This is a genomic window from Marinobacterium sp. xm-d-579 (assembly GCF_013282935.1).
Classification (GTDB): Bacteria; Pseudomonadota; Gammaproteobacteria; order Pseudomonadales; family Balneatricaceae; genus Marinobacterium_E.
Window position 1 is genome coordinate 33,252 of the sequence record NZ_WBYP01000004.1, and the last position, 23,801, is coordinate 57,052.

The 23,801-nt window shown below is 49.2% G+C and carries 25 protein-coding genes; 17 read left to right on the plus strand and 8 right to left on the minus strand.

The genetic code is table 11. The features are described from left to right. Positions 1 to 57: 57 nt before the first annotated feature. Positions 58 to 1,527, minus strand: a complete 1,470-nt coding sequence (gene guaB / locus XMD579_RS09230) for an IMP dehydrogenase (RefSeq protein WP_173506276.1) — start codon at positions 1,525 to 1,527, stop codon at positions 58 to 60. Positions 1,528 to 1,697: 170 nt separating this feature from the next. Here guaB and xseA point away from each other — a divergent pair, with 170 nt between their 5' ends. From xseA to XMD579_RS09250, 4 genes are read left to right on the plus strand one after another with little or no spacing between them, the layout of a single operon-like run. Continuing rightward, a complete protein-coding gene (xseA, locus tag XMD579_RS09235; RefSeq protein ID WP_173506277.1) occupies positions 1,698 to 3,053 on the plus strand; it encodes an exodeoxyribonuclease VII large subunit in 1,356 nt (451 codons plus the stop codon). A gap of 29 nt (positions 3,054 to 3,082) precedes the next feature. Continuing rightward, positions 3,083 to 3,895: a peptidoglycan DD-metalloendopeptidase family protein gene (locus tag XMD579_RS09240; RefSeq protein ID WP_173506278.1), complete on the plus strand. Its 813-nt coding sequence runs from the start codon at positions 3,083 to 3,085 to the stop codon at positions 3,893 to 3,895. A 49-nt stretch (positions 3,896 to 3,944) separates the two neighbouring features. Next, entirely contained in the window at positions 3,945 to 4,571 is a 627-nt protein-coding gene (locus XMD579_RS09245) for an FKBP-type peptidyl-prolyl cis-trans isomerase (RefSeq protein WP_173481202.1), read from the plus strand. A gap of 3 nt (positions 4,572 to 4,574) precedes the next feature. Then, complete coding sequence (locus tag XMD579_RS09250; RefSeq protein WP_173506279.1) at positions 4,575 to 5,333, plus strand: alpha/beta fold hydrolase; 759 nt, start codon at positions 4,575 to 4,577, stop codon at positions 5,331 to 5,333. Here XMD579_RS09250 and bioD read toward each other — a convergent pair. After that, the gene (gene bioD / locus XMD579_RS09255; RefSeq protein ID WP_173481204.1) at positions 5,322 to 5,984 is read right to left on the minus strand and encodes a dethiobiotin synthase; all 663 of its coding nucleotides are present in this window, start codon (positions 5,982 to 5,984) and stop codon (positions 5,322 to 5,324) included. The two genes, XMD579_RS09250 and bioD, sit on opposite strands and share 12 nt — an antisense overlap. Positions 5,985 to 6,083: 99 nt before the next feature. On the opposite strand from bioD, the gene XMD579_RS09260 reads away from it, so the two are divergent. The 7 genes from XMD579_RS09260 (at position 6,084) to XMD579_RS09290 (ending at position 12,419) form a co-directional block, all read left to right on the plus strand. Continuing rightward, a complete protein-coding gene (locus XMD579_RS09260; RefSeq protein WP_173481205.1) occupies positions 6,084 to 6,782 on the plus strand; it encodes a ComF family protein in 699 nt (232 codons plus the stop codon). Between the two features lie 60 nt (positions 6,783 to 6,842). Then, positions 6,843 to 7,658 (plus strand): SDR family oxidoreductase, encoded by an 816-nt coding sequence (locus tag XMD579_RS09265; protein ID WP_173481206.1) that lies wholly within the window; start codon positions 6,843 to 6,845, stop codon positions 7,656 to 7,658. Between the two features lie 4 nt (positions 7,659 to 7,662). Further along, complete coding sequence (gene tsaA, locus XMD579_RS09270) at positions 7,663 to 8,343, plus strand: tRNA (N6-threonylcarbamoyladenosine(37)-N6)-methyltransferase TrmO (protein ID WP_173494913.1); 681 nt, start codon at positions 7,663 to 7,665, stop codon at positions 8,341 to 8,343. 57 nt (positions 8,344 to 8,400) lie between these two features. Further along, positions 8,401 to 9,363, plus strand: a complete 963-nt coding sequence (locus tag XMD579_RS09275) for an SLAC1 anion channel family protein (RefSeq protein ID WP_173506280.1) — start codon at positions 8,401 to 8,403, stop codon at positions 9,361 to 9,363. Between the two features lie 67 nt (positions 9,364 to 9,430). Next, positions 9,431 to 10,735: a DASH family cryptochrome gene (locus tag XMD579_RS09280; protein WP_173484369.1), complete on the plus strand. Its 1,305-nt coding sequence runs from the start codon at positions 9,431 to 9,433 to the stop codon at positions 10,733 to 10,735. Then, positions 10,735 to 10,878 (plus strand): DUF2256 domain-containing protein, encoded by a 144-nt coding sequence (locus XMD579_RS09285; RefSeq protein WP_173481210.1) that lies wholly within the window; start codon positions 10,735 to 10,737, stop codon positions 10,876 to 10,878. The genes XMD579_RS09280 and XMD579_RS09285 overlap by 1 nt, the downstream gene beginning before the upstream one ends. After that, on the plus strand, positions 10,875 to 12,419 hold the full coding sequence (locus tag XMD579_RS09290; protein WP_173506281.1) for a cryptochrome/photolyase family protein: 1,545 nt from the start codon (positions 10,875 to 10,877) through the stop codon (positions 12,417 to 12,419). The genes XMD579_RS09285 and XMD579_RS09290 overlap by 4 nt, the downstream gene beginning before the upstream one ends. Here XMD579_RS09290 and purU read toward each other — a convergent pair whose 3' ends face one another. Next, positions 12,420 to 13,289 carry a formyltetrahydrofolate deformylase gene (gene purU, locus XMD579_RS09295; RefSeq protein WP_173506282.1) on the minus strand — a complete coding sequence of 290 codons (870 nt, stop codon included), beginning with the start codon at positions 13,287 to 13,289 and terminating at the stop codon, positions 12,420 to 12,422. Between the two features lie 105 nt (positions 13,290 to 13,394). Between purU and XMD579_RS09300 the strand changes: the two genes are divergently transcribed. Further along, the gene (locus XMD579_RS09300) at positions 13,395 to 13,586 is read left to right on the plus strand and encodes a hypothetical protein (protein ID WP_173506283.1); all 192 of its coding nucleotides are present in this window, start codon (positions 13,395 to 13,397) and stop codon (positions 13,584 to 13,586) included. An 8-nt stretch (positions 13,587 to 13,594) separates the two neighbouring features. On the opposite strand, the gene XMD579_RS09305 is transcribed toward XMD579_RS09300, so the two are convergent. Continuing rightward, positions 13,595 to 14,536, minus strand: a complete 942-nt coding sequence (locus XMD579_RS09305) for a ketopantoate reductase family protein (protein WP_173506284.1) — start codon at positions 14,534 to 14,536, stop codon at positions 13,595 to 13,597. Positions 14,537 to 14,541: 5 nt separating this feature from the next. Beyond that, complete coding sequence (locus XMD579_RS09310; RefSeq protein ID WP_173495306.1) at positions 14,542 to 15,420, minus strand: LysR family transcriptional regulator; 879 nt, start codon at positions 15,418 to 15,420, stop codon at positions 14,542 to 14,544. 111 nt (positions 15,421 to 15,531) lie between these two features. Here XMD579_RS09310 and XMD579_RS09315 point away from each other — a divergent pair, with 111 nt between their 5' ends. The 3 genes from XMD579_RS09315 (at position 15,532) to XMD579_RS09325 (ending at position 19,275) form a co-directional block, all read left to right on the plus strand. After that, on the plus strand, positions 15,532 to 17,031 hold the full coding sequence (locus XMD579_RS09315; protein ID WP_173506285.1) for a CoA-acylating methylmalonate-semialdehyde dehydrogenase: 1,500 nt from the start codon (positions 15,532 to 15,534) through the stop codon (positions 17,029 to 17,031). Positions 17,032 to 17,111: 80 nt separating this feature from the next. After that, positions 17,112 to 18,020, plus strand: coding sequence for a DMT family transporter (locus tag XMD579_RS09320; RefSeq protein WP_173481217.1), 909 nt, complete (start codon positions 17,112 to 17,114; stop codon positions 18,018 to 18,020). A 79-nt stretch (positions 18,021 to 18,099) separates the two neighbouring features. Beyond that, a complete protein-coding gene (locus XMD579_RS09325; RefSeq protein WP_371731454.1) occupies positions 18,100 to 19,275 on the plus strand; it encodes a YbfB/YjiJ family MFS transporter in 1,176 nt (391 codons plus the stop codon). A gap of 63 nt (positions 19,276 to 19,338) precedes the next feature. Here XMD579_RS09325 and pobA read toward each other — a convergent pair whose 3' ends face one another. The 3 genes from pobA to XMD579_RS09340 all read right to left on the minus strand — a co-directional run bounded on the left by pobA (position 19,339) and on the right by XMD579_RS09340 (position 22,035). Then, entirely contained in the window at positions 19,339 to 20,550 is a 1,212-nt protein-coding gene (pobA, locus tag XMD579_RS09330; RefSeq protein ID WP_217362084.1) for a 4-hydroxybenzoate 3-monooxygenase, read from the minus strand. 110 nt (positions 20,551 to 20,660) lie between these two features. Further along, a complete protein-coding gene (locus XMD579_RS09335) occupies positions 20,661 to 21,542 on the minus strand; it encodes a helix-turn-helix domain-containing protein (RefSeq protein ID WP_173495304.1) in 882 nt (293 codons plus the stop codon). A gap of 22 nt (positions 21,543 to 21,564) precedes the next feature. Beyond that, entirely contained in the window at positions 21,565 to 22,035 is a 471-nt protein-coding gene (locus XMD579_RS09340) for a MarR family winged helix-turn-helix transcriptional regulator (protein ID WP_173481220.1), read from the minus strand. A gap of 207 nt (positions 22,036 to 22,242) precedes the next feature. Here XMD579_RS09340 and XMD579_RS09345 point away from each other — a divergent pair, with 207 nt between their 5' ends. Together XMD579_RS09345 and XMD579_RS09350 are read left to right on the plus strand one after the other, a co-directional pair. Beyond that, positions 22,243 to 23,013: a crotonase/enoyl-CoA hydratase family protein gene (locus XMD579_RS09345; protein WP_173481221.1), complete on the plus strand. Its 771-nt coding sequence runs from the start codon at positions 22,243 to 22,245 to the stop codon at positions 23,011 to 23,013. Positions 23,014 to 23,029: 16 nt separating this feature from the next. Beyond that, positions 23,030 to 23,797 carry a 3-hydroxyacyl-CoA dehydrogenase gene (locus XMD579_RS09350; RefSeq protein WP_173481222.1) on the plus strand — a complete coding sequence of 256 codons (768 nt, stop codon included), beginning with the start codon at positions 23,030 to 23,032 and terminating at the stop codon, positions 23,795 to 23,797. Positions 23,798 to 23,801: the final 4 nt, after the last annotated feature.

Here is a 23,801-nt window from a genome sequence, read left to right on the forward strand (position 1 = left end):
TTAAAACTAAAAATGGGGCAACCTGAGTTACCCCACTGAGATTCTAACTATCGAGTCTTAACCGACGCGGTAGTTTGGTGCCTCTTTGGTAATGCTGACATCGTGCACGTGACTTTCGCTCATACCCGCATTGGTAATGCGAACAAACTCTGGCTTGGTGCGCATGGTATCGATATCGCCCGAACCGGTGTAACCCATAGAGGCGCGAAGACCGCCCATTAACTGGTGTACAACACCTGCCAGTGGACCTTTCGAAGGTACACGACCTTCAATACCTTCTGGGACAAGCTTATCTTCACCCGCTTTCGCATCTTGGAAGTAGCGGTCTGAAGAGCCAGTGGATCCTGACATCGCTCCTAAAGAGCCCATACCACGGTATGACTTAAATGCACGACCTTGGAACAGCTCAACTTCACCTGGCGCTTCATCAGTACCGGCAAGCATAGAACCCACCATCACCGCAGAGGCACCCGCAACAATCGCTTTCGAGATATCACCCGAGAAACGGATACCACCGTCAGCAATCAGAGGCACGCCGCGCTCCGCCATCGCCGCAGCCACATTGGCAACCGCACTGATCTGTGGCACACCGATACCTGCAACGATACGAGTCGTACAGATAGAACCAGGGCCGATACCCACTTTAACGCCGTCAGCACCCGCATCCGCTAACGCGATTGCAGCGTCTGCTGTTGCGATGTTACCGCCGATCACCTGTACATCTGGGAAGTTCTGTTTAACCCAACGAACACGATCGATAACGCCTTTTGAGTGACCGTGTGCCGTATCAACAACAATGACATCGGCACCCGCTTCAGCCAGTGCTGCAACGCGAGCTTCTGTATCCGCACCAGTACCTACCGCAGCGCCTACCAGTAGACGACCGCGAGAATCTTTAGCCGCATTAGGGTAAGCCTGCGCCTTGTTCATATCTTTAACCGTCACCATACCCGTCAATTGGTACTGATCGTTTACGGTTAGCAGTTTCTCGATACGGTGTTTACGCAGAAGGTCAGAGATCTCTTTGTGAGTCGCATCTTCACCCACCGTCACTAGACGCTCTTTGGGAGTCATGATGTTAGAGACGGGAGTATCTAGATTCTCTTCAAAACGAACATCGCGGCTAGTGACGATACCGACCAGGTCGCCGTTCTCAACAACAGGAAAACCAGAAAAGCCCACTTCACGAGACAGCGCGATGATTTCACGAACCGTTGTAGTCGGCTGGCAAGTGACTGGGTCAGTGACAACACCCGCCTCAAACTTTTTCACTCGGCGAACATTTTCAGCTTGCTGTTCGATGGTCAGGTTTTTATGAATGATGCCGATACCACCCTCTTGCGCCATAGCTATCGCAAGACGAGATTCAGTCACGGTATCCATCGCCGCAGAAACCAGTGGGATGTTGAGTTCGATACCCTTGGTCAGACGTGTTTTCAAACTAACGGCGTTAGGTAACACTTCTGAATAAGCGGGAACGAGAAGTACATCATCAAAGGTCAAAGCCTCTTCAACAATTCGTAACATTCTAAAAAACCTGTCTAAATGGGCAAAAAATTAGCCAAATATATTACTAAAATACGCCTTTTTTATCAATCTAAAGTCTCAGCAAATAGCGGCATTTTTTACCCTTTTTTCTGCGCCGCACAAAAGGATTTTTTCTGTTAAAAAGCGGCAACAACCGCTAGCATGATCGGATGAATGTTCAAACCTCTTCAAACCGAACGGCCATCGCAGTTAGCGAGCTGAATAAGCAGGTGAAATCGCTGCTGGAGAACTCGTTTCTTTCGATCAGGGTCGTCGGCGAAATCAGCAACTTAGCCAAGCCAAGCTCTGGCCACTGGTACTTCACACTTAAAGATCAGAAAGCACAGGTTCGCTGCGCCATGTTCCGTGGTAACAATTTGCGAGTGAACTTTGCCCCCAAAGAGGGTGACCAGGTGGTTGTTACTGGGCGCGTGAGTCTTTACGAAGGGCGTGGCGACTATCAGATGATCTGTAGCGCTATGGAGCAAGATGGCCAAGGGCAACTCCAAGTCCTATTCGAAAAGCTAAAGCTAAAACTGCAAGCGCAAGGACTGTTTGATGCAGACCGTAAAAAACCGATCCCTGATCACCCTAAATGCATAGGCGTGATTACCTCCCCCACTGGAGCCGCGATTCACGATATCTTGACGGTACTCAAACGTCGCTACCCTGGACTACCCGTTAGGCTTTACCCAACGGCGGTTCAAGGCAATGAAGCCGCTGGGCAAATTGTTAAGGCGATTGAACTGGCGAACCGCGAAGGGATCGCGGATGTACTCATTGTGGGTCGTGGTGGTGGTTCACTTGAAGATCTCTGGCCCTTTAACGAAGAGGTCGTTGCGCTCAGTCTAGCCAACTCAAACATCCCGACCGTTTCTGCGGTCGGGCATGAAGTCGACTTCTCCATCGCCGATATGGTGGCGGATTTAAGAGCCCCTACTCCGTCAGCAGCAGCCGAACTACTCAGCCCCAATGGCGCAGAGATATTAGCTAACATCAATCGCGCCGAACGAGCTTTGAAACAGCGGTTTGGCTGGTTATTGGCAGCAAAACAGGCTCAGTTAAAGAGCCTGCGACAGCGGCTTAGACACCCCGGAGAGCGTATCCGCGAACAGGTACAGCGTAGTGACGAGTTGGAGCTGCGACTGCACAGCGCGATGAACCGATTGATGCGCGACAAACGCAGCCAACTCAATCAGAACCAAAGCCAGCTTAGTCGTCTCAATCCGAGTAGAACTCTTACTGCTCATCAGGAACAGGTTAAACAACTGATGAGTCGGTTAGAGAGTCTTACGAAGAGTAAAATTGATCGACGAAAGCTGGAGCTGGCTGAAAAGGTGGGCCGCCTTCAGGCCATTAGCCCGCTAGCGACGCTTGAGCGTGGCTATGCATTGGCGACGACTGATCAGCACGAGGTGATACGCGATTCACGCCAAGTTAAGGCCGGGCAGAGTATCAATATTCGACTGCAAAAAGGCTCCATCACATCAACGGTTACAGATATCCACACCGAAACCAACGATTGATAAGCACACTAATAATTAAGGGAGAGAGTATGCGATTACCCCTGTTTCTGATGACACTGTCACTGGCTCTATTCAGCCTAACTGCAAAAGCACTGCCCACAGAGTCTCGTGTACCGGGCGGTATCGCCATCGTAGACCTAGGCCTGCCCAGCAGCGAACCTGCACCTGAAGTGACGTATGACGGTTACCGAGTGATGGTTGTCGATCAAGAGGGACAGTGGACTGCCGTTGCCGGCATTAGCCTTAAGGCAACCGTTGGCAAAGCACAGGAGCTCAAATTCAGTGGCAAGACTCTAACCTTTCAATTAGACGATAAAGCCTATCCAGAACAGCGTTTGAAGATTAAGCAGCGTAAATACGTCGAACCCGACCCCAAACAGGTTGCACGTTGGAAACGAGAGTCGGCTGAGCAAAAGAGCGCCTACAAACTGTTTACCAAAAACGAAGACCCAATACTGACTTTGGCTATGCCTGCTGAAGGCCCCTACTCCAGCGCCTTTGGACTTAAACGTTTTTTCAATGATCAGCCTCGTGCACCCCACTCTGGACTGGACATTGCCGCACCCGATCGATCACCGATTAAAGCAGCGGCTAAAGGCAAAGTAACCGCCGTAGGAGATTACTTCTTCAATGGCAATACCGTGATCATCGACCATGGCCATGGCCTATCCACCATGTACTGCCACATGAGCCAAATTGACGTTAAAGTCGGTGATCAAATCGATCTGGGACAACAGATCGGTCTGGTAGGTGCCACCGGACGAGTGACAGGACCCCACCTACACTGGGGCGTGAGTCTAAATAACCAACGCGTAGACCCACTGCTATTCGTTCAACCGTAACGAATATGTTACCCTGCGCGCCGTTCTTAAACGAAACATTTGGATAATCATGAGCGACATTACATTAGAAACAATTGAACAGCGCGCCAGCTACGGCATTGGTCGTCAGATGGGTGACCAACTGGCACAAAACGGTTTTGACGGCGTAGACATCAACGCGGTTGCCTTTGGCCTTAAAGCCTCTTTCGCCGGCGAAGCGATGCACGTAGAACCAGAAGATCTACAAGCGGCATTCAACGAGCTGACTGAACGCCTACGCGCTAAACAAGAAGCAGAAGCCAAAGAGAAAGCGGCTGCTGGCCAACAGTTCCTAGACGACAACGCAAAGCGTGATGAAGTAACAGTGACTGAATCGGGTCTGCAATACGAAATCCTATCGGCAGGTGATGCGGATGCTGAGAAGCCAACAACGGCTAACAAAGTACGCGTTCACTACCACGGCACATTCACAGACGGTTCTGTCTTCGACAGCTCTGTCGAGCGCGGTCAACCGATCGAATTCCCCGTAACAGGTGTAATCGCAGGTTGGACTGAAGCCCTTCAGTTGATGCCTAAAGGCTCTAAATGGCGCCTATTTATCCCTTACAACCTAGCCTACGGTGCGCAAGGTTCTCCGGGCGGCATCCCTCCTTACTCAACGCTTCTATTTGACGTTGAGCTATTGGATGTTCTGTAAGCGATGAGCTTGCACTTTCATCGAAGCGGTTCTGGTGAACCGCTTTTGATGTTACACGGCCTATTCGGCAGCTGGGAAAATCTTGGCGGTCCCATCAAAGCACTGCAACAGCAGTTTGATGTCATCGCTCCCGACATGCTGAACCATGGCCGCTCTCCTCAGGTTGATCAGTTTAACTACAGCACTTTTGCAGACTCCGTCCTGGCACTGGCCGACCAACTTGGGTTGCAGCAATTTAATCTATTGGGGCACTCTATGGGCGGCAAGATCGCCATGGAGCTAGCACTGAATCATCCCGAACGCGTTTCACGATTAATCGTGGTTGATATTGCTCCCGTGCAATACCCTCACCACCACACCGATGTGTTTAAAGGGCTAAAACAGGTCCCACTGAACGAGATCAAGAGCCGAACCGAGGCTGATCGACACCTCAGTCAACACATAGACAGTGCCAGTATTCGAGCCTTTCTTCTGAAGAACCTCTATCGCACAGAAGCGGGGTTTGATTGGCGAATGAACTTAGAGGCACTTGAGCGCGAGTATGATCAGATCGCCAGCCCAATGAGTGAGGGGGAATACCTAGGCCCAACTCTTTTCATCAAAGGCAGCGAATCAGACTACATCAAGCCTGAATACCAAAACGAGGTGGTTAAACGCTTCCCCAAAGTTCAACTCAGAATCATCGAGGGGACTGGGCACTGGCCACACGCAGAGAAGCCTGCGCTTTTTACAAAGATTGTTGAGCGGTTTTTACAGTCCTAGTGGCGCCCAATCCAACCGATCTGACTCACCCCCTTCGCTAGCGAGAGAACCTAAATAAGGCGCTGGAACCACTCTGCGCAACCACTCGATTGCTCGTTCATCAGAGTCACACTGAGTCTGTGACACGACCCAGCCGGCCAAAGCGAGACCATCACGACGAATCGCTTCGACGGTTAACAAGGTCTGATTGATCGCATTCTCATTCAGATTGACGACCAATATCACTGAAAAGCCAAGCGCCTGTGCGACGCTAGCCATCGACTCACGATCATTGATGGGCGCCCGCCATCCACTGACTCCCTCGACCAATGCCAGGTTGACCGAACGCATCAGTGCACCGCTCATGTAGGCTTTAATTCGATCAGCACTCATTCTAACGTCCGCCATCTCAGCAGCAATGTGTGGCGAAGCATTTGCGGCTAGCGAGAAAGGATTCACCTGAAGATAGGAGAGCTCAATGGAGGAGCACGCCATTAAATTCAGCGCCTCTTGGCTCTTTAACTCTCCATCCACTTCACTGCAGCCAGTCGCAACGGGCTTAAGACCCAGAGAGCTAAACCCTTTCTGATTAGCCTGCTTTAAAAGCGCACAACTGAATTCATTGACGGGTGAAGAGACCTCAGTGCCCGTCACAAAAAAACGCTGCTTCATACCGCGCACTGCCCCTTTCAGATTAAGTTTGAGCGACTATTTTACAGAGTTAAAAACGCTGACTAAACTAAATTTATCATAGGCAAGGAGGCCAGACTGATGTTTCAGATAGAGTCGATCGTTGAGTGGCTATTTGACTCAGCAAAATGTCCATTATGCAGACTAAGCAAACCGTTCAATGAGCCACTCTGTTTGGGTTGCTTTGCAGACCTTGCTAAAAACAGCACCCCCTGCCAGGTCTGCGCTTACCCTCTTAATCAACCAGACGAATCCTGCCCAGACTGCTATGGCGAGTGGTTTCATTTTGATACCGCACAATCACCACTGATCTACCAGTTCCCCATGCGAGAGCTATTCCAGAAGATCAAACAGGGAAAGAATCCAGAGCCCCTTTTCTGGATGAGCCAGCTGCTGGCAAAGCAGATCGATCTCTCTCGATTCGGCACCCAACCCACACTGATACCGATACCCAGTCACCCAATCGATTGTGCACTGCGTGGCTTTAATCAAGCGGAGATCATTGCCCAACATTTGAGTCGCTATTTAAAGCTCCCCCTTGATCGACAATCCCTTCAAAAAAAGCGTCGAACAGACCATCAAGCCTCACTCAATCGTGCAGAACGTAAAACCAATTTAGGTTCGACCTTCTACTGCAATCAGCCAGCGCCCAGTCACGTCCTATTGATCGATGATATTCATACCACCGGCACCACCTTTGACCGAGCATCTGAAGCACTCAAAGCAGCGGGTACGGTTTACATTGAAGCGATTAGTATTTGTAGAACGCCAGGACGATAAGACTTTTCACAAACCTTTCTTAACAGTATGGTGATGTCAGTATCAAACTAGGACAGATTGATGAACCGTATCGATGGAAAAGTAGCAATCATTACAGGCAGCACTCAAGGCTTGGGCGCAGCCATCGCACACCAATTTGCCCAAGCAGGCGCAGCAGGAATTGTTATCACCGGCCGCAACCAGATCAGAGGCAAACAGGTCTCTTCAGAGATCGCGGAACAGTATGGCATTAAAACCCATTTTGTTGCGGCTGAACTCGATCAAATAGACCAGGTTCGCAACATTGTGGCCGAGACCGATCAGCAGTTTGGACGGGTTGATCTATTGGTGAATGCGGCAGGATTAACGGATAGAGGCAACCTACTGACGACCTCTCCAGAACTGTTCGATCAAATGTTCGCCATCAACACAAAGGCGCCCTTCTTTCTCATGCAAGAGAGTGTCAAAGTGATGATTCGCGAGAAGATCAAAGGAGCCATCATCAACATTGGATCGATGTCAGAACATGCCGGACAACCTTTTCTATCCCCCTACTGCGCATCAAAAGGTGCCTTGGCGACACTCACCAGAAACTCTGGCTATGCCCTGTTAAGAAACCAAATTCGCGTCAATCAGCTCGATATAGGCTGGATGAACTCTGATCACGAGCGAGAGCTGATCGCTCAAGAGACGGGGGATGATTCATTTATTGATCGGAAAGCAGCCACCCTTCCGGCAGGCAGAATTCTTCAGACTGATGAGGTCGCTAAAGCGGTGCTATGGATGGCTTCAGAGGACAGCGGCATGATGACGGGATCCGTCATTCAGTTCGATCAAACCATTTGGGGGGCCTACGATGACGCTGCCGTTCCTGATAGACCGATTGAAGAGATGTAACTGAATGCACAGTATTGAACCGATCGGTTTCATCAAAACACCATTCAAAGAGAAGTTTGGCGCACCGCGCCAGCCTGGCCTTGCGCCCTCCGCGCAAGCTGTATTGGAGCTAGTCTCACCCTACAACGACCCTGATGCCGTTAGGGGGTTAGAGCACTGCTCTCACGTTTGGCTGATTTTTCAGTTCAGTGAGAACCTGAATGCCGGCTGGAAGCCTTTAACTCGACCACCCCGCCTAGGTGGCAACGAGAAGCTAGGCGTGTTTGCCACACGCAGCACACATCGCCCCAACGCCATGGGGTTATCGGTTGTGAAACTCGACTCAATCAATACAAACCAAGGGGTTCACCTGAATCTGTCCGGTATCGACCTTGTCGATGGCACTCCGGTCTTTGATATCAAACCCTACATCCCCTACTCCGACGCGCTGCCAGATGCCGTTTACCCCGGCATGGAACAGCCCGAACCCTTGCAACAACCTATTCAATTTTCTGAACAGGCCTTAGAGGTTATCTCTAAAGAACCACAACTATCGACACTCATTGAAGAGGTTCTAAGGCAAGACCCTAGACCCGCCTTTCACTCTGATGAGACACGTATTTACGGAATCAGTTTGGAGCGCTTCAACATTCAGTTTTCGATCAGTAGAGATGCCATAGAGGTGATAGCAATTGATCAATCTTAATGTTGCCATTAAGGTTAGCCCTTATATTAGATCCATCTAATTTCACAGGATTAAACAATGAATGATGTGACATCTCGTCTAGCCCATATGCCGGTGGCTCTGTTCGCAACGGTAATGGGAATGAGTGGCTTAACCCTCGCTTGGAAAAAAGCCTCTGAGGTTCTAGGTATTACTAACCTTGTGTGGCAAGTACTGTTAGTGATTACGGCCGTTCTATTAGCAACACTGGCAATCAGCTACCTATTAAAGATGCGCCGTCATGCTCATCAGGTGATTGCCGAGTTTAATCACCCCATCAAAATCAGCTTCTTCCCTGCTTTTTCCATCGGTTTAATGCTGATCGCGGTCGCAATGGCGGAGATCATGACACCTCTGGCAACGGCCGTATGGTGGATGGGCGCTTCAATCCAACTGATCTTGACGCTCTATTTGATGAATCAATGGATACACCACGCTCGCTGGCAGGTACAACACACGACCCCTGCTTGGTTCATCCCGATTGTGGGCAACATCATTGCACCCATTGGCGGGGTTACGCTGGGCTTTACCGAGGTCAGCTGGTTCTTCTTTGCGATCGGAATAGTCTACTGGATTGTGTTAAAGGTATTAGTTTTTAACCGCATCATTTTTCACGAGCCACTCCCAGAGAAGTTACTGCCGACACTGTTTATCATGATCGCGCCGCCCGCGGTCGGATTTATTGCCTATTTGAAGCTCAATCAGGGCGTTGTCGATAACTTTGCACACATCCTCTACTACGCGGCGATGTTCTTGGTTCTGCTACTTGTGTCGCAGCTTCCACGTTTTGCAAGAATCCCCTTCTTTGTCTCTTGGTGGGCCTACTCTTTCCCAATTGCAGCCTTCACCATTGGCACACTGATCATGTTTGAGCAGAGCCAGACTCTCTTCTTCCAAACATTGAGCCACCTGATGCTGACACTGGTCTCTATTTTGCTAACGGTGTTGATTGTCAAAACGGTCAAAGCGGCTATCAAAGGATCTATTTTCCAACCCGATTGATTCCAGTCACTCCGTGCTCTAAAGCCCAGAGCAGTGCGTATCAAAGATTCAACCATAGGATCGCCCCATGTATCGACACACACTGCTCTGGTTCACCAACAACTTACGCCTTGATGACAACCCCGTCTTTAATAAAGCCCGTAACAGCGAACAGCTAACCTGTCTCTTCATCCAACACCCCAGGGATAAGCGCACCAATCGATTTGGTTTCAAAGGAATCGGTAAGCATCGCCAACAGTTTTTAAACCAAGCACTGTCAAGCTTGCACAGCAAACTTAGCCTGCTGAACCAGGCGTTAGAAGTGATTGAAAGCGATTACGTCGAAGCGTTAAGCCAGGTCATTTTACGTGATCAAGTCGAGCATTTAGTCACCTCTCGACACACTGGCAGCTATGAGCAGAGCGCTCTTAAAGAGATCGCATCACGCTTTCCGCACCTAGTGATAACAGTGTTAGAGACGCACACTCTTTACGGTGAGCGACAACTTCCCTTTGCCCTAGCGGAACTGCCGGATAGCTTCACCCCCTTTAGAAAGAAGATAGAGTCGATCGAGGTTGATGCCCCTATTGCTGAACCTGACAGCCTACCTCCTCTCGGCGATAAACAGGGTTCCACATTCAACATTGATTGCTCTAGCGAGAATGCCTTCAACGGTTCTGAGCAGAGCGCGTTAGACCATCTCGAACACTATTTCTCCAGTGATCTACCCGCCACCTACAAGGAGACTAGGAATGGTCTGGATGAGTGGGCGTGCTCGACTAAATTCAGTCCCTGGTTAGCGCTAGGGGTATTGTCACCCAAGCGCATCATTGAGAGGCTGAATCGTTATGAGGAAGATGTGGTTGCAAATGACTCGACCTACTGGATATTTTTTGAACTGCTGTGGCGTGACTATTTCCAGTGGTATGCCCACAAGTGGGGCAACAAGATCTATCACCAGACTGGGCCATTTAATCGTAAGCCCTTAACCTCTTTCTACCCAGAACGAATGAAGTCCTGGATTGAAGGCACCACCCCCTACCCAATCGTCAACGCTGCCATGCGTCAGTTGAAAGCAACGGGTTATCAATCCAATCGCGCCAGACAGCTGGTGGCGAGCTGCTTAGTGCATGAGCTTGGCATTGACTGGCGTTACGGTGCGGCCTACTTTGAAGAGGCGCTGATCGATTTTGATCTGGCCAGTAATTGGGGGAACTGGCAGTACTTAGGTGGAGTTGGTGCAGACCCGCGCGGCCATCGACAATTCAATCTGGCGAAGCAGACACAAACCTATGACCCTGAGGGGCTATTTATACAGCGTTGGGGCGGTGAAGAGATGATGCTGCCAATCGATCGTGTCGACTACCACGACTGGCCCATCGAGATGAAATAATGCACCACAAACTCAATCTACCAAGCAAAATCTGTGAGCAGTGCCAAAAGCCCTTCAACTGGCGCAAAAAGTGGGAGCGCGATTGGGAGCAGGTGAAATACTGCTCAGAGCGCTGTCGACGCGAGGCTAAGCAACAGCGATGAGCACCCTTAGACTGGTACTCGGCGACCAACTCAACGCCAAACACAGCTGGTTTCGTGATAAATCGGACGAGGTGACCTACCTCATTGCTGAACTGCACCAAGAGCAGAATTACGTTAAACACCATCTGCAAAAGATCACCGCTTTTTTTATGGCCATGCAGCGCTTTGCCGAGGCTCTTAAAAGCGCGGGTCATCAGGTCATTCATTTAACGCTTGATGAGACTGCCGATTTTAAATCCCTAGACTCATTGATCAACCATTTGATCAAATGCCACGGCTTTACACAGATCGAGTATCAGCGACCCGATGAGATACGTCTTCTTGAACAGTGTCGTAACCTGTCACTGCCTGAAGGGACCGGTTTGCGTGAATTCGACACCGAGCACTTCCTGCTGCCATTTGAAGCGATTAGCAAAGAGTTTAAGCCCAATACTGGACACCGCATGGAGGCCTTCTACCGACGCATGCGGGTTAAACATGGCTACCTTATGCAGGGCAAAGAGCCCGAAGGCGGTCGTTGGAATTACGATACCGAGAACCAAAAAGCGTTTAAAAAAGCGGATCTTGCGGACATTCCAGAACCACTGGTGTTTGCTCACAACACAGAAGATATTCGAAACCGTTTAGATCGACACGGCATCAACTACTTTGGTGAGATGGGCACACAACTTGTCTGGCCAATCACACGAAGTGAAGCGCTGGAGTTGCTGGAGTTTTTCTGCACTCACTGCCTACCTCTATTTGGAAAATTCCAGGATGCGATGACGGCGAACTCGGAGCACAAATGGAGTCTCTACCATTCACGAATCTCCTTCGCTCTGAACTGTAAAATGATCTCACCGGCACAGGTGATTGAGCGAGCCATTCAAGCATACCGCGAGCAACCCGAACGTATCGATCTTGCTCAGATAGAGGGCTTTGTCAGGCAGATTCTAGGTTGGCGCGAGTTTGTTCGTGGCATCTACTGGATCAATCTACCTGAATACCCCAGCATGAATGCCCTGAATGCAGATAGGCATCTCCCCGACTTTTTCTGGGATGGTAAGACCAAAATGAACTGCATGCACCAGTGCATTGATCAGTCACTGGAGTACGCCTACGCGCACCACATTCAGCGACTGATGGTTATAGGGAACTTCTGTTTAATGGCTGGCATTGATCCTAAACAGGTTGATGCCTGGTATCTAGGCATCTACATCGACGCCATTGAGTGGGTAGAGATGCCCAACACCCACGGTATGAGTCAGTTTGCCGACGGCGGCTTGCTAGCTTCCAAACCCTATTCAGGATCAGGCCAGTACATCAATCGAATGAGCGACTACTGCAAAGGGTGTCACTACGATGTGAAACAACGCTCGGGGGATAACAGCTGCCCATTCAATAGCCTCTATTGGCACTTCCAACATCGCCACGCCAGCCGTTTCAGCAACAACCCACGCACCGCGATGGTCTATCGTAACTGGGATAAAAAGCCTGAAGAGGAGAAAACAGAGATTCTGCAAACAGCCGAGCACTATTTGCAGAACCTAAATGCACTGTAACTAGGAGAGAACAACCGTCTTAAGGCCATTCACAAAGACGCGCTGTTCGGTGTGAGCACGCACGGCTTTGGATAACGCCAGGTTCTCCATGTTACGCCCCATGTCTCGCAAATCATCAGGGCCGAAACTGTGATCAACACGTCCCACCTCTTGTTCGATGATCGGACCTTCATCAAGATCAGAAGTAACATAGTGAGCGGTTGCACCAATCTGTTTAACACCGCGATCATAAGCTTGGAAATAGGGTCTAGCGCCCTTAAAGCCTGGCAAGAATGAGTGGTGTATATTGATGCACTGCCCAGCCAACGCCGAACAGAGCTCAGGCGACAGAATCTGCATGTATCGAGCCAGTATCACCAACTCAGAACCTGTCTCTTTGAACGCTTGAAGAATGCGCTTTTCACGAGCAGCTTTGGTCTCAAGTTTTGTCTCCAGGCTAGGCAACAACTCAAAGTCTAAGCCGTAGAAATTGGCGACAGGCTCAAGGTCTGGGTGGTTCGACAGAATGCCTGTCACTTCAATATTGAGCTCACCTCGTTTCTGCTGGTAGAGCAGCTCCATCAAGCAGTGATCATGTTGTGAGACCAGTATCAGCGTTTTCATGGGCGCTTTAGCACTGCGCCACTGAGCGTTCATCTCTAACGCATCAGCAACTTCGCGATTAAACTCTTTTGCTATCAGGTCTAAATCCAATGGTGTATGAGTTGTAAACTCTAAACGGCTGAAAAAACGACCCGACACTTCGTCATCAAACTGCTTCATTTCGACAATGAAAAAATCACGATTCGCTAAAAATGTAGTGATTGCGGCCACCAATCCAGTACGGCCGGGACACTCAACCTTGAGTGTATAATGATGTGACGTAGACACGCTGTTTCCTAATTGTGCAGATCGAACTTAATTAGCTCGAATATCTAATATGCGTTTAGAATAAACGCTTCGTTTTTATATGCAATCCACCTAAGGATACAAATTGTGATTCGCGATGATGACCTAGCTTTTTTCAAACCCAAAGCGCGCCGCTATGGTACTGTCATATTTACAGGACTTTGGGCTGCAGCTGAGTGGTTCCTTTGGGGTGCCGCACCCTTCTGGTCGATTCTTGCTACGGGTCTGTTTGGGTATACCTATTGGCGATTAATTCACACCTTTCCTAAAGAGTTGTAGCCACTCAGTTACTTCACTCCTGACCAGAACTTAGGTGAAACCTGGCGTGCCAATATGAGTGCCGTCATCAGCTCATTTTTGGGAACCGAAACACCCAAGCGTTTCGCTTGTTCAACAACAAATCCATTCAACGAATCGACCTCTGTTAAGCGCCCCGCCCGCACGTCTTGCAACATCGAGGGCTGATGAAAGCGGTGTTCGGCACAGGCGAAGTTGATTAGGTTATGCAGCGCCTCTGTATCCACAATCGCATCCATTGCGTTCGCGACACTGACAGCCTCATCAGCCAACGCGTGAGCTTCCCGCTTCAACGCCTCAGTGTCATTAACAATGCCTGGGCCGGCATCTGTTAAGGCACAAACTCCGTTCATAGCGACATTAAAGCAGGCTTTCTGCCAGATCTTGTTCAGTGGCTGATCGACATTGGCAGCGGTAATACCTGCCTCTGTGAGTATTTTCTCCAACTCAATCGCTGCTGAAAGCGCATGTTGATCACTGGGATTGAGTGGGCCAAACCAGGTATCGCTAAACCCGTGCGAGCGAACAAAGCCAGGCTCAACCTGAGTTGCGGGAATCATCGTAACGCCATGAATCACAGACTGTTTAACATGTTCAGCGATTCGCAGACCATTACCCAAACCGTTTTGAAGCGTTACTATGATCGATGAAGGTGATAGTTTTGGTTCAATGGCCTTGATAGCCTCTACACTTTGGTAGGTTTTAGTGAACAGCAGTACAAAACGAGCATCGCACGCGTGCTCTAACTGCACCGCACTTGGGTGAACAACAAAGGTATCATCACTGGTTTCAACTTTGAGCCCCTGAGCGTTTACCACTTCAGCATTACTGCTTGAGCGATTGACCAACTGAACGCTGTAACCCGCTTTGGCAATACAACCACCGACAAAAGCACCTAATGCACCCGCCCCTAGAATCATGACATCATTCATAGACACTACTCAACTTTTAATCCCTTCATAAATTCGAGGGTAGCACCGATTCGAGGTACCTTCTCGGTACTTTGGTGATAGACAAGATAGAACTCACGCTGAACCTCAATCTCAGGAATGAGTCTAATTAAATCATCCGTCTCTTTTATGAGAAAGCGATGCAATACCCCTACCCCTAATCCTGCTTTAACGGCCTCTACTTGACCAATGGGAGAGTAGATTGCCGCTTGTGAATGCCATTGCGACCAGACTGACCTAGGCGTGTTCAATTTATCTGAGAAAAGAAGATCCTCTACATAGCCTATCAATCTGTGATTAGCTAAACCCTCAATGTCTTTGGGCACTCCAAACTTATCAAGGTACGGTCGAGATGCATAGAGCCCAAGGCTATAGCTACCCAAACAGATAGAGTCCAGATTTGGCTCGGTAGGTTTACCGACCATCACGGCAATATCGGCCTCACGACGTGATAACGAGAAACCGCGTGATTGAGGGACAATTTCGAGATTGAGATCAGGATTAGCTTCTAATAGTGCGTTGAGTTGCGGTGTCAGCACACGAAGAGCGAACCCCTCTGGAGCGGCGATTCGGACCGTACCACTGACTGAATTTGTTGGGCCTCGAAAAATTTCTGAAGCCGCCTCTATTTCCGCCTCAGCGCGTTCAAGATAGTGCATCAAACGCAACCCCTCATCCGTTAATTTAAGGCCTCTACTGAGACGGGTGAAGAGTGGCGTACCGGTACGTTGCTGTAGATAGGATAGATGACGCGACAATGTAATCGTCGAGATGTTGAGGCTCGCGGCCGCCTTGCCCATCTGCCCTGCCCTAGCAACGGCAAGAAAGTAACGAGCATCTTCCCAGTTAAATGTTGAACTGCGCATAACCCACCCAATTGATCTATCAATTTTGATATATCATACATTAATTATTTTATATTGTTACAACAAATATGATGATGTCTAATAACTCCATACCAATAAAGGAGAAGTTCTATGTCTATCGTAGGTAACTACATCGGCGGCCAGCACGTCGCTTCAAACTCAGGTCGTACAGCACCTGTCTACAACCCTGCGACTGGCGCACAAACTAAAGAGGTTGCGCTTTCAACTGCAGATGAGACTCGTGCAGCGATTGCCAATGCACAAGAAGCTTTTAAAACTTGGAGCAAAGTGACTCCACTTCAGCGCGCTCGCGTCATGTTTAAGTTTAAAGAGCTAGTAGAAGCTAACGCTGATGAACTTGCTGAGCTAATTACTTCTGAGCACGGTAAAGTCTTCTCTGACGCGAAAGGCGAACTGACTCGTGGGCTTGAAGTTGTAGAGTTCGCTTGTGGTATCCCTCACCTACAAAAAGGCGAACACAGCTTAAATGTTGGTACCGGTGTCGATAGTTACAGTCAGATGATGCCTATGGGTGTTTGTGCGGGTATCAGCCCATTCAACTTCCCAGCAATGGTTCCAATGTGGATGTTCCCGGTAGCAATTGCCTGCGGTAACACCTTCGTAATGAAACCTTCTGAGAAAGATCCAACGACGACTATGCGTCTAGCTGAGCTTCTAACTGAAGCGGGTCTTCCAGATGGTGTATTCAACATCGTTAACGGTGACAAAGAAGCGGTCGACGTGCTTCTAACAGATGAGCGCATTCAAGCAGTAAGCTTCGTAGGTTCTACGCCAATCGCTGAGTACATCTACTCAACTGCAAGCGCACACGGTAAACGTGTACAAGCACTAGGCGGTGCTAAAAACCACATGATCGTTATGCCAGATGCTGAGCCATCTCAAGTTGTTAACTCTCTAATGGGTGCTGCTTACGGTTCTGCAGGCGAGCGTTGTATGGCGATCTCGGTTGCTGTCTGTGTGGGCGACGAAGTAGCTGATCACATGATCAAAGATCTAACCGCTGAAATAGAGAAGATGACCGTTGGTAACGGTATGTCTTCACCAGAGCCACACATGGGTCCTCTCGTCAGCCGTGTACACGCTGACAAAGTATTGGGTTACATCGATTCAGGTGTTGAAGAAGGCGCAACGTTGGTTGTTGATGGACGTAACTTCAAAGTGGTTAATCATGATAACGGCTACTTTGTTGGACCAACTCTTTTCGATAACGTTAAGCCTGGCATGCGCATCTACAACGAAGAGATCTTCGGCCCTGTGCTAGCTGTTGTTCGTGTTAACAGCTATGAAGAAGCTCTGAACCTAATCAACGAACACGAATACGGTAACGGCACGGCGATCTTCACACGTGACGGTGACACGGCTCGTAACTTCTGTGAAAACGTGCAGGTCGGCATGGTTGGTGTAAACGTGCCAATCCCAGTACCTATGGCATTCCACAGCTTCGGTGGCTGGAAACGTTCGCTATTCGGTCCACTGCACATGCATGGCCCAGATGGCGTTCGCTTCTACACTCGTATGAAGACAATCACAGCTCGCTGGCCAACCGGTCTAAGTGCTGGTCCAGAGTTCACAATGCCAACAATGAAGTAATCTTCATTGAGCAACAAAAAGACGACCCTTGGGTCGTCTTTTTTGTTTATGCTATCCACTCAACCTTACGAGATCACACATTGAACCCTCAATACCTTAAATCTGACCTACTCATGCTGCTGGCCTCCCTGTTAGCTGCCATTAGCTGGATATTCTCTAAAGAGGTTCTGCTAGGTCTTGAACCCATTCTATTCATGGGCTGTCGATTTATGTTGGCGGGGCTCCTGATTGCCCTGTTCGCACGCAGTGAGTTGTTACTCTTCACCTTACGTGACCTTTCGCGGGTGACCTTGGTTGGTGTGATATTTGCCGCAGGCCTAGGGTTTTGGATATTAGGCCTGTTCCACGGAACTCATATCGGAATCGGCGCGTTTCTGACCAGTTTAGGTGCCATTTTTGCACCTCTTTTGGCGCCACTATTTGGTGACCAACCCACACGTTTTGCCTGGTTCGCGGTGCCGGTTGCTGTGATCGGTGCTGCTTTTCTCACCTTAACATCTAACTTTGTCTTTGGTTTGGGTGAGTGGTACTACTTAGCGTCAGCAATCTCTTTTGCAATCTACCTAAACATCAATAGTCGCGCCGCCGGTAAAACACCATTAAGAGCACTGACGTCGATTCAACTGCTGACAGCGGGCGCTGTTCTGTTGCCGATCTCATTATTAACCGAAAGCTGGACCATTAACGCCGAGATCTCGATTCTAGGCTGGTTTCTTGCCAGTGTGTTAATTGGGACCAGTCTGCGCTTTTTTGTTCAGACCTACTCACTGAAACTTGGCCCCGCAAGCCGAGGTGCTCTGATCCTGACATTGGAGCCTGTTTGGGTGGCTATCTTAGGTATGATTTGGCTGAAGGAGACGATGTCCGCGTCACAACTACTTGGTTGCACGTTGATTCTGCTCGCGGTTTTCATATCCAGAGCAGACCTATTGTTAAAGGTTTTCTGTAAATCGAAACGACTAAGATCCAATGGGCATTCCGCATCTTAAAATCGATGCACTAAAGGTTTAATACATTTATCTACTTTTTCGCATTAGAGTGATCGATCACCTTTAGGAATTGAGCATTGTGAGCAGCACAGATTCAAACAGACATTTAATCATTGAGCGCAACAAAGTTATCTTTGCTGGCATCTGTTCAATGATCCTGACGGTTGGCATAGCTCGATTCGCTTACACACCTCTGCTACCGCAAATGCTAGAGCAGACAGATCTCTCAAAGTTAGTGGGAGGCTGGTTAGCAACCTACAACTACATCGGCTATTTAGTCGGAGCTATCTTAGCGGCGAATATCAAAGAGCTGTCAGCAAAACTTCATCTCTACCGTTTTTATCTAATTCTTGCGACGGTCACTACGTATGGTACTGGCCTTACAGAGGATCACCTGCTCTGGTCAATACTCAGATTTCTCTCTGGCATCTCCAGTACCGCGGGGCTGCTGCTCGCCTCTGGACTGGTCATAAACTGGTTGCGCGCCAATCATTTCAAGCCACAATTAGGGGTCCATTTCATCGGCATGGGCATCGGTATTGTCTTTACCGGTTTGATCACAGCCCTATTTTCGGCCGATCTAAGCTGGGATCAACAGTGGCAAGACCTTGCATTGATGGGCGCTGTGTTTCTAATTCCAGCTTGGCTTTGGATGCCCTACCCACCTAAATTTGAAGCAGGTACGTCAAATCAAACTGAAGAGCCTGATTCACGGTTTATGAACCTACTGATCGCCACCTATTTCTGTGCCGGTGTCGGTTACGTCATTAGTGCTACGTTCATTATCGACATACTACAGAACACCCCTCAGTTAGCCGGCAAAGGTGGTTGGGTGTGGGTCATCGTGGGACTTTGTGCGGCGCCGTCGGCACTGATCTGGGACAAGGTAGCTAACCGCATTGGACAGATACAAGCCCTGCAATTGGCCTACATCATTCAAATCATTTCGTTTATCTTGCCGCTTGTGACCGACCAAAGTTTGGCTAGTTTCATTGCCGCCGCTTGTTGGGGAGGCACCTTTGCCGGAATCGTCAGCTTAACGCTGGCCATTGTCGGACGCGCATTCCCCTACAACCCAGCGAAAGCGATGGCAAAACTGACCATCAGCTTTGGGGTTGCTCAGATCGTTGCACCGATTTTTGCCGGTTACGTTGCAGACCTATCTGGCTCCTACCTTGGAGCACTTCTTGGAGCATTGGTTGTGATGATTGCAGGCATGCTGTTCCTGCATAAGATTGGCTATAACCTGAAGTGAATGACCAAATAAAAACGCCAGGCTGCAACTAAGCAGCCTGGCGTTTTTAGCAGATGCGTAAAATTACTCTTTTACATCTTCGTAAGGAAGACCTACATACTGCTCGGCAATAACACGACGACCATTTTCGTAGTTCATGAAGTAGCTGAGCTCAGAATCCATAAAGCGCTGACGCATTTCTGGATCAGTACCTGCATCGCTAACTTCGTCACCAAAGTCGTGAAGCATGTTAGTCATCATCCAGCTGAAACGTTCACCGTGCCAAACGCGGCGCAGTGCGATTTCAGAGTACTGATCAATGTATTTACGATCACCCGTTTCATAAACTTTAGTCAGAATCTTGTATAGCGTTGCCACATCAGAAGCAGCCAGGTTAAGACCTTTAGCGCCTGTTGGCGGTACGATGTGTGCCGCATCACCGACTAGGAAAAGATTGCCGTACTGCATTGGCTCACAAACAAATGAACGGAGCGGTGCAATAGACTTCTCAAGTGCTGGTCCAGTAGTAACATTGTCAGCCGCCTCTTTAGGTAGGCGCTTTTTAAGCTCTTCCCAGAACGCTTCATCAGACCAATCTTCAACCTTGTCAGTCAAAGGTACCTGAATGTAGTAACGTGAACGAGTTGGTGAGCGCTGTGATGCTAGGGCAAAGCCACGCTCTGATTTCGCATAAATAAGCTCATCGTGACATGGAGGCACATCAGCCAGTAGACCTAACCAACCGAATGGGTAGACACGCTCGTGCTCAGTACGAACATCTTCAGGAATCGTTTGACGTGAAACGCCGTGGAAGCCATCACAACCCGCGATGAAGTCACACTCAAGACGGTACTCTTCTCCACCGTGTGTGAATGTCACGTAAGGATTATCACTCTTCACATCATGTGGCTGAACATCAGATGCTTCATAGTAAGTATCCAAGCCTTCAGTTGCTTCACGAGCAGCCATTAGGTCTTCAGTAATATCGACCTGACCGTAACAGACAACGACGTCACCGCCTGTCAAACCTTTAAGGTCGATACGATGATTTTCACCATTTACTGCAATGACGACACCTTCATGAACGTGACCACACTTGTCCATGTTTTCAGCAACACCGGCTTCACGGACTAGATCTGCAAAGCCCTGCTCAAGGATACCTGCGCGGATACGACCCAATACGTAATCACCCGTTACACGTTCAAGTATGACGTTAGAGATCCCTTTCTTGTGTAACAGTTGTCCTAACAACAGACCCGAAGGGCCGCCACCAATGATCGCTACTTGTGTCTTCAATGTTTTCATTATTCTGCTCTCGAGATGATTCAAAATCGTTCAAACATAATGGACCGACGGCTCTGCTCCCAACAGGGCCATTAACGATCATCAATAGTACTTTTCCGATCTTAATTAGAGTCGTAGTTATGAGAACTACGGTAGACAGCAGGGGTTTGATCAGTGAGTTTCTTGAAGAAACGCGAGAAGTAGGCAGGATCTTTAAAGCCCAGATCAAAGGCTAACTCTTCGACACTACCACGGGTGAACACCAGACGGCGCTTGGCTTCCAGCAGCAATCGCTCTTGCACCATCGCCTTGGCGGTTTTACCCACCTCCTGTTTACAGAGGCGGTTAAGATGATCGGCCGATATTCCAATAAACGACGCATACTGCTCTACCGACAGGTGGTCATAAAGGTGTTGTTCGATCAGCTTCCGGTATCTTATTACCGGTTTGGCGGCTTGAAGTGATGGCGCGGTGTCGGCATCAGTCACTAGCAAACGACGCAGCTGCATCAACGTCGCTCGGGCTAACCACTCTGAAACCAGAGAATGCCCCATATCGACAGAGGCCAGTTCCCGCTCGATCATTCCTATATAGCCTTGAATCTCCTGGACAATACGCTCCTGGCCCACCAAAGAGATCACCGATGCACCAGCAAACAGGGAACCAAAATAGGGTTCACAACGCTCATAGGACTCGTTGGTCAACAGCGGTTCTGCCAATGTCAGCACGACACCCTCAGTTTCGGGCGAGAATCGAAAGCCGTGTACAACGCCGGCTGGCAATGAAATCGCAAAGGGGCCTGTGAGAGACTGTTTTTGATCATCGATGGTCACTTCAGCCATGCCATCAAAGACAAAAATGATTTGGAACATCCGTCCATGTCGGTGTGGTTGGATCGACCAACCATTATCACGACTGCGGCTCGCGATGTTCTCAACATGCACAAACACCGGATCATCGATATTAGATTCACCGTAGAGCCCAAACTGGGGAATAGGGTTCATGCTCGTTGAGGCGGTCATGCTTTTACTGAGCCTCAGCTCGATTCGATAAACGAGTCAGCATATCGACCAGTAGTTCGCGCTCTGAATCTTGTAACGGCTCATAGAAGGCCTCTTCGTTAGCCTGCACCTTCTTCTCTGCCGCTTGGTACCACTCGTTGCCATGCTCAGTCATTCTGAGCGCATAGGATCGTCTGTCATTCTCGGCAGCACAACGCTCTAGCAGATTCATTTTTTCTAGCTTATCGATCGCTGCGACCATAGCCGAACGGTCAGTACCAAGGGTATTCGCCACTGCGGTCTGCGTCAGGCCAGGGTTGCGGTAAACAATTTCCAACACTGAAAACAGACCTGGACTGATGCCTAACTCAGCACAACCTTTGGAAAACCCATTAAAGGCAGCAAGCTGAGCACGACGCAGGTGGTAACCCAGGGAGCTCCCCAATAGGCCAAGATCCACATCTAATTCATTTTTACGTTTTGAACGACTCGCCATTCTTTACCCTTAACACTAATACAGCAGCTATAAAGCACTTAAAAAGATAGGGATATTGTAAACACACTTTGTACTTAAATTAAAATTGTTTAGTTACTAAACAGTTTTAGACCAAAGCATATTGCTGAACCCTTTAATTGTTTATATGATAAACAAATATCAGACAGACACTGTGCTTCATAGCACCCAAACAAAATGAGGCTTCTTATGAGCAACTACACTTACATCCAGTTCACTGTTGAAGACGGCATCGGCCACCTACACCTTAACCGTCCTGAGAAGAAAAACGCGATCAACGACGAACTGTGTCTTGAGATCGAACAGGTATTTATCACCATGCCTGAAGATGTACGTGTCGTGATTTTCTCGGGTGCTGGCCCAGAGTTCTGTTCAGGTCTTGATCTTGCGGAACACAAAGCACGCCAAGGCCTAGATGTTGTTAAGCACTCAAACATGTGGCACCGCACCTTTGGACATATTCAAAACTCAGGCCTTCCAGTAATTGCCGCTATGCAGGGTGCTGTTATCGGTGGTGGCCTTGAGCTAGCAACCTGTGCACACGTTCGTGTTTCTGAAAAAGGCACTTACTACCGCCTACCAGAAGGCCGCCACGGTATCTTCGTGGGTGGTGGTGCATCACGTAACGTTGCACGCGTTATCGGTGCCGGCCGCATGACTGAGATGATGCTAACGGGTCGTGATGTCGACGCTGAGGAGGGCTACCGCCTAGGCCTATCACACTACGTTGTTGAAAATGGCCAGTCACTGGAGAAAGCAAAAGAGCTAGCAGCACACATTGCCACCAACTCACCCTACTCAAACTGGGCTATGACAACAGGCCTTCGTCACATCGACAGCATGTCTCATGACGACGGCATGTACACTGAGTCTCTACTTTGCGGTATTACACAGACTCACCCAGACGTTGTTGCTCGTCTAGAGAAGTTCCTAAACCGTAAAAAACAGCCACAGCAGTAAGCGGCCGGAGTTCACTATGCAGATTGCAGATAAACTATTTCTAGTGACTGGCGCTGGCTCAGGCCTTGGTGAAGCAGTGGCACGTCGTCTAAGTGCGATGGGTGGCAAGGTATGTATCGCAGATATCAATGAAGCAGGCGGCAACCGTGTTGCAGCCGATTTGGGCGACTCGGCGATCTTTTGTAAAACTGACGTCTCTGATGAAGCTTCTGTAAGCGCGTGTATTGAAGCAGCAACAGCTAAGTTTGGTGCACTCTCAGGGGTTGTTCACTGTGCTGGTGTTGGCGGTGCTAAACGTCTGGTTGGCCGTGATGGCCCACACGACCTTGCGAGCTTCCAGCGCATTGTAAACATCAACCTAGTCGGTACATTCAACATTGCACGTTTGGCTGCGAACGTCATGCAGAACAACGAACCAGGTGATTCTGGCGAGCGCGGTGTGATTGTCAACACGGCATCGGTTGCTGCATTTGATGGTCAGATTGGTCAGGCGGCTTACTCTGCATCTAAAGCCGGTGTAGCAGCAATGACACTACCACTAGCGCGTGAACTAGCGAAACTTGGCATCCGCATCATGACGGTTGCTCCAGGTCTATTCCGCACACCGCTGATGGACGAACTACCTGAAGAGGTTCAGGCAGCGCTTGGGGCATCTGTACCTTTCCCTTCACGTCTTGGTAATCCAGATGAGTTTGCAATGCTTGCACAGCAGATCATCGAAAACCAGATGTTAAACGGTGAAGTGATCCGCCTTGATGGTGCGATCCGCATGGCCGCCAAATAATCAT

Bases quoted from the DNA above. Each gene is read 5' to 3' on its own strand.
- guaB (WP_173506276.1), bottom strand. From the start codon at position 1,527: ATGTTACGAATTGTTGAAGAGGCTTTGACCTTTGATGATGTACTTCTC.
- xseA (WP_173506277.1), top strand. From the start codon at position 1,698: ATGAATGTTCAAACCTCTTCAAACCGAACGGCCATCGCAGTTAGCGAG.
- XMD579_RS09240 (WP_173506278.1), top strand. From the start codon at position 3,083: ATGCGATTACCCCTGTTTCTGATGACACTGTCACTGGCTCTATTCAGC.
- XMD579_RS09245 (WP_173481202.1), top strand. From the start codon at position 3,945: ATGAGCGACATTACATTAGAAACAATTGAACAGCGCGCCAGCTACGGC.
- XMD579_RS09250 (WP_173506279.1), top strand. From the start codon at position 4,575: ATGAGCTTGCACTTTCATCGAAGCGGTTCTGGTGAACCGCTTTTGATG.
- bioD (WP_173481204.1), bottom strand. From the start codon at position 5,984: ATGAAGCAGCGTTTTTTTGTGACGGGCACTGAGGTCTCTTCACCCGTC.
- XMD579_RS09260 (WP_173481205.1), top strand. From the start codon at position 6,084: ATGTTTCAGATAGAGTCGATCGTTGAGTGGCTATTTGACTCAGCAAAA.
- XMD579_RS09265 (WP_173481206.1), top strand. From the start codon at position 6,843: ATGAACCGTATCGATGGAAAAGTAGCAATCATTACAGGCAGCACTCAA.
- tsaA (WP_173494913.1), top strand. From the start codon at position 7,663: ATGCACAGTATTGAACCGATCGGTTTCATCAAAACACCATTCAAAGAG.
- XMD579_RS09275 (WP_173506280.1), top strand. From the start codon at position 8,401: ATGAATGATGTGACATCTCGTCTAGCCCATATGCCGGTGGCTCTGTTC.
- XMD579_RS09280 (WP_173484369.1), top strand. From the start codon at position 9,431: ATGTATCGACACACACTGCTCTGGTTCACCAACAACTTACGCCTTGAT.
- XMD579_RS09285 (WP_173481210.1), top strand. From the start codon at position 10,735: ATGCACCACAAACTCAATCTACCAAGCAAAATCTGTGAGCAGTGCCAA.
- XMD579_RS09290 (WP_173506281.1), top strand. From the start codon at position 10,875: ATGAGCACCCTTAGACTGGTACTCGGCGACCAACTCAACGCCAAACAC.
- XMD579_RS09305 (WP_173506284.1), bottom strand. From the start codon at position 14,536: ATGAATGATGTCATGATTCTAGGGGCGGGTGCATTAGGTGCTTTTGTC.
- XMD579_RS09310 (WP_173495306.1), bottom strand. From the start codon at position 15,420: ATGCGCAGTTCAACATTTAACTGGGAAGATGCTCGTTACTTTCTTGCC.
- XMD579_RS09315 (WP_173506285.1), top strand. From the start codon at position 15,532: ATGTCTATCGTAGGTAACTACATCGGCGGCCAGCACGTCGCTTCAAAC.
- XMD579_RS09335 (WP_173495304.1), bottom strand. From the start codon at position 21,542: ATGAACCCTATTCCCCAGTTTGGGCTCTACGGTGAATCTAATATCGAT.
- XMD579_RS09340 (WP_173481220.1), bottom strand. From the start codon at position 22,035: ATGGCGAGTCGTTCAAAACGTAAAAATGAATTAGATGTGGATCTTGGC.
- XMD579_RS09345 (WP_173481221.1), top strand. From the start codon at position 22,243: ATGAGCAACTACACTTACATCCAGTTCACTGTTGAAGACGGCATCGGC.
- XMD579_RS09350 (WP_173481222.1), top strand. From the start codon at position 23,030: ATGCAGATTGCAGATAAACTATTTCTAGTGACTGGCGCTGGCTCAGGC.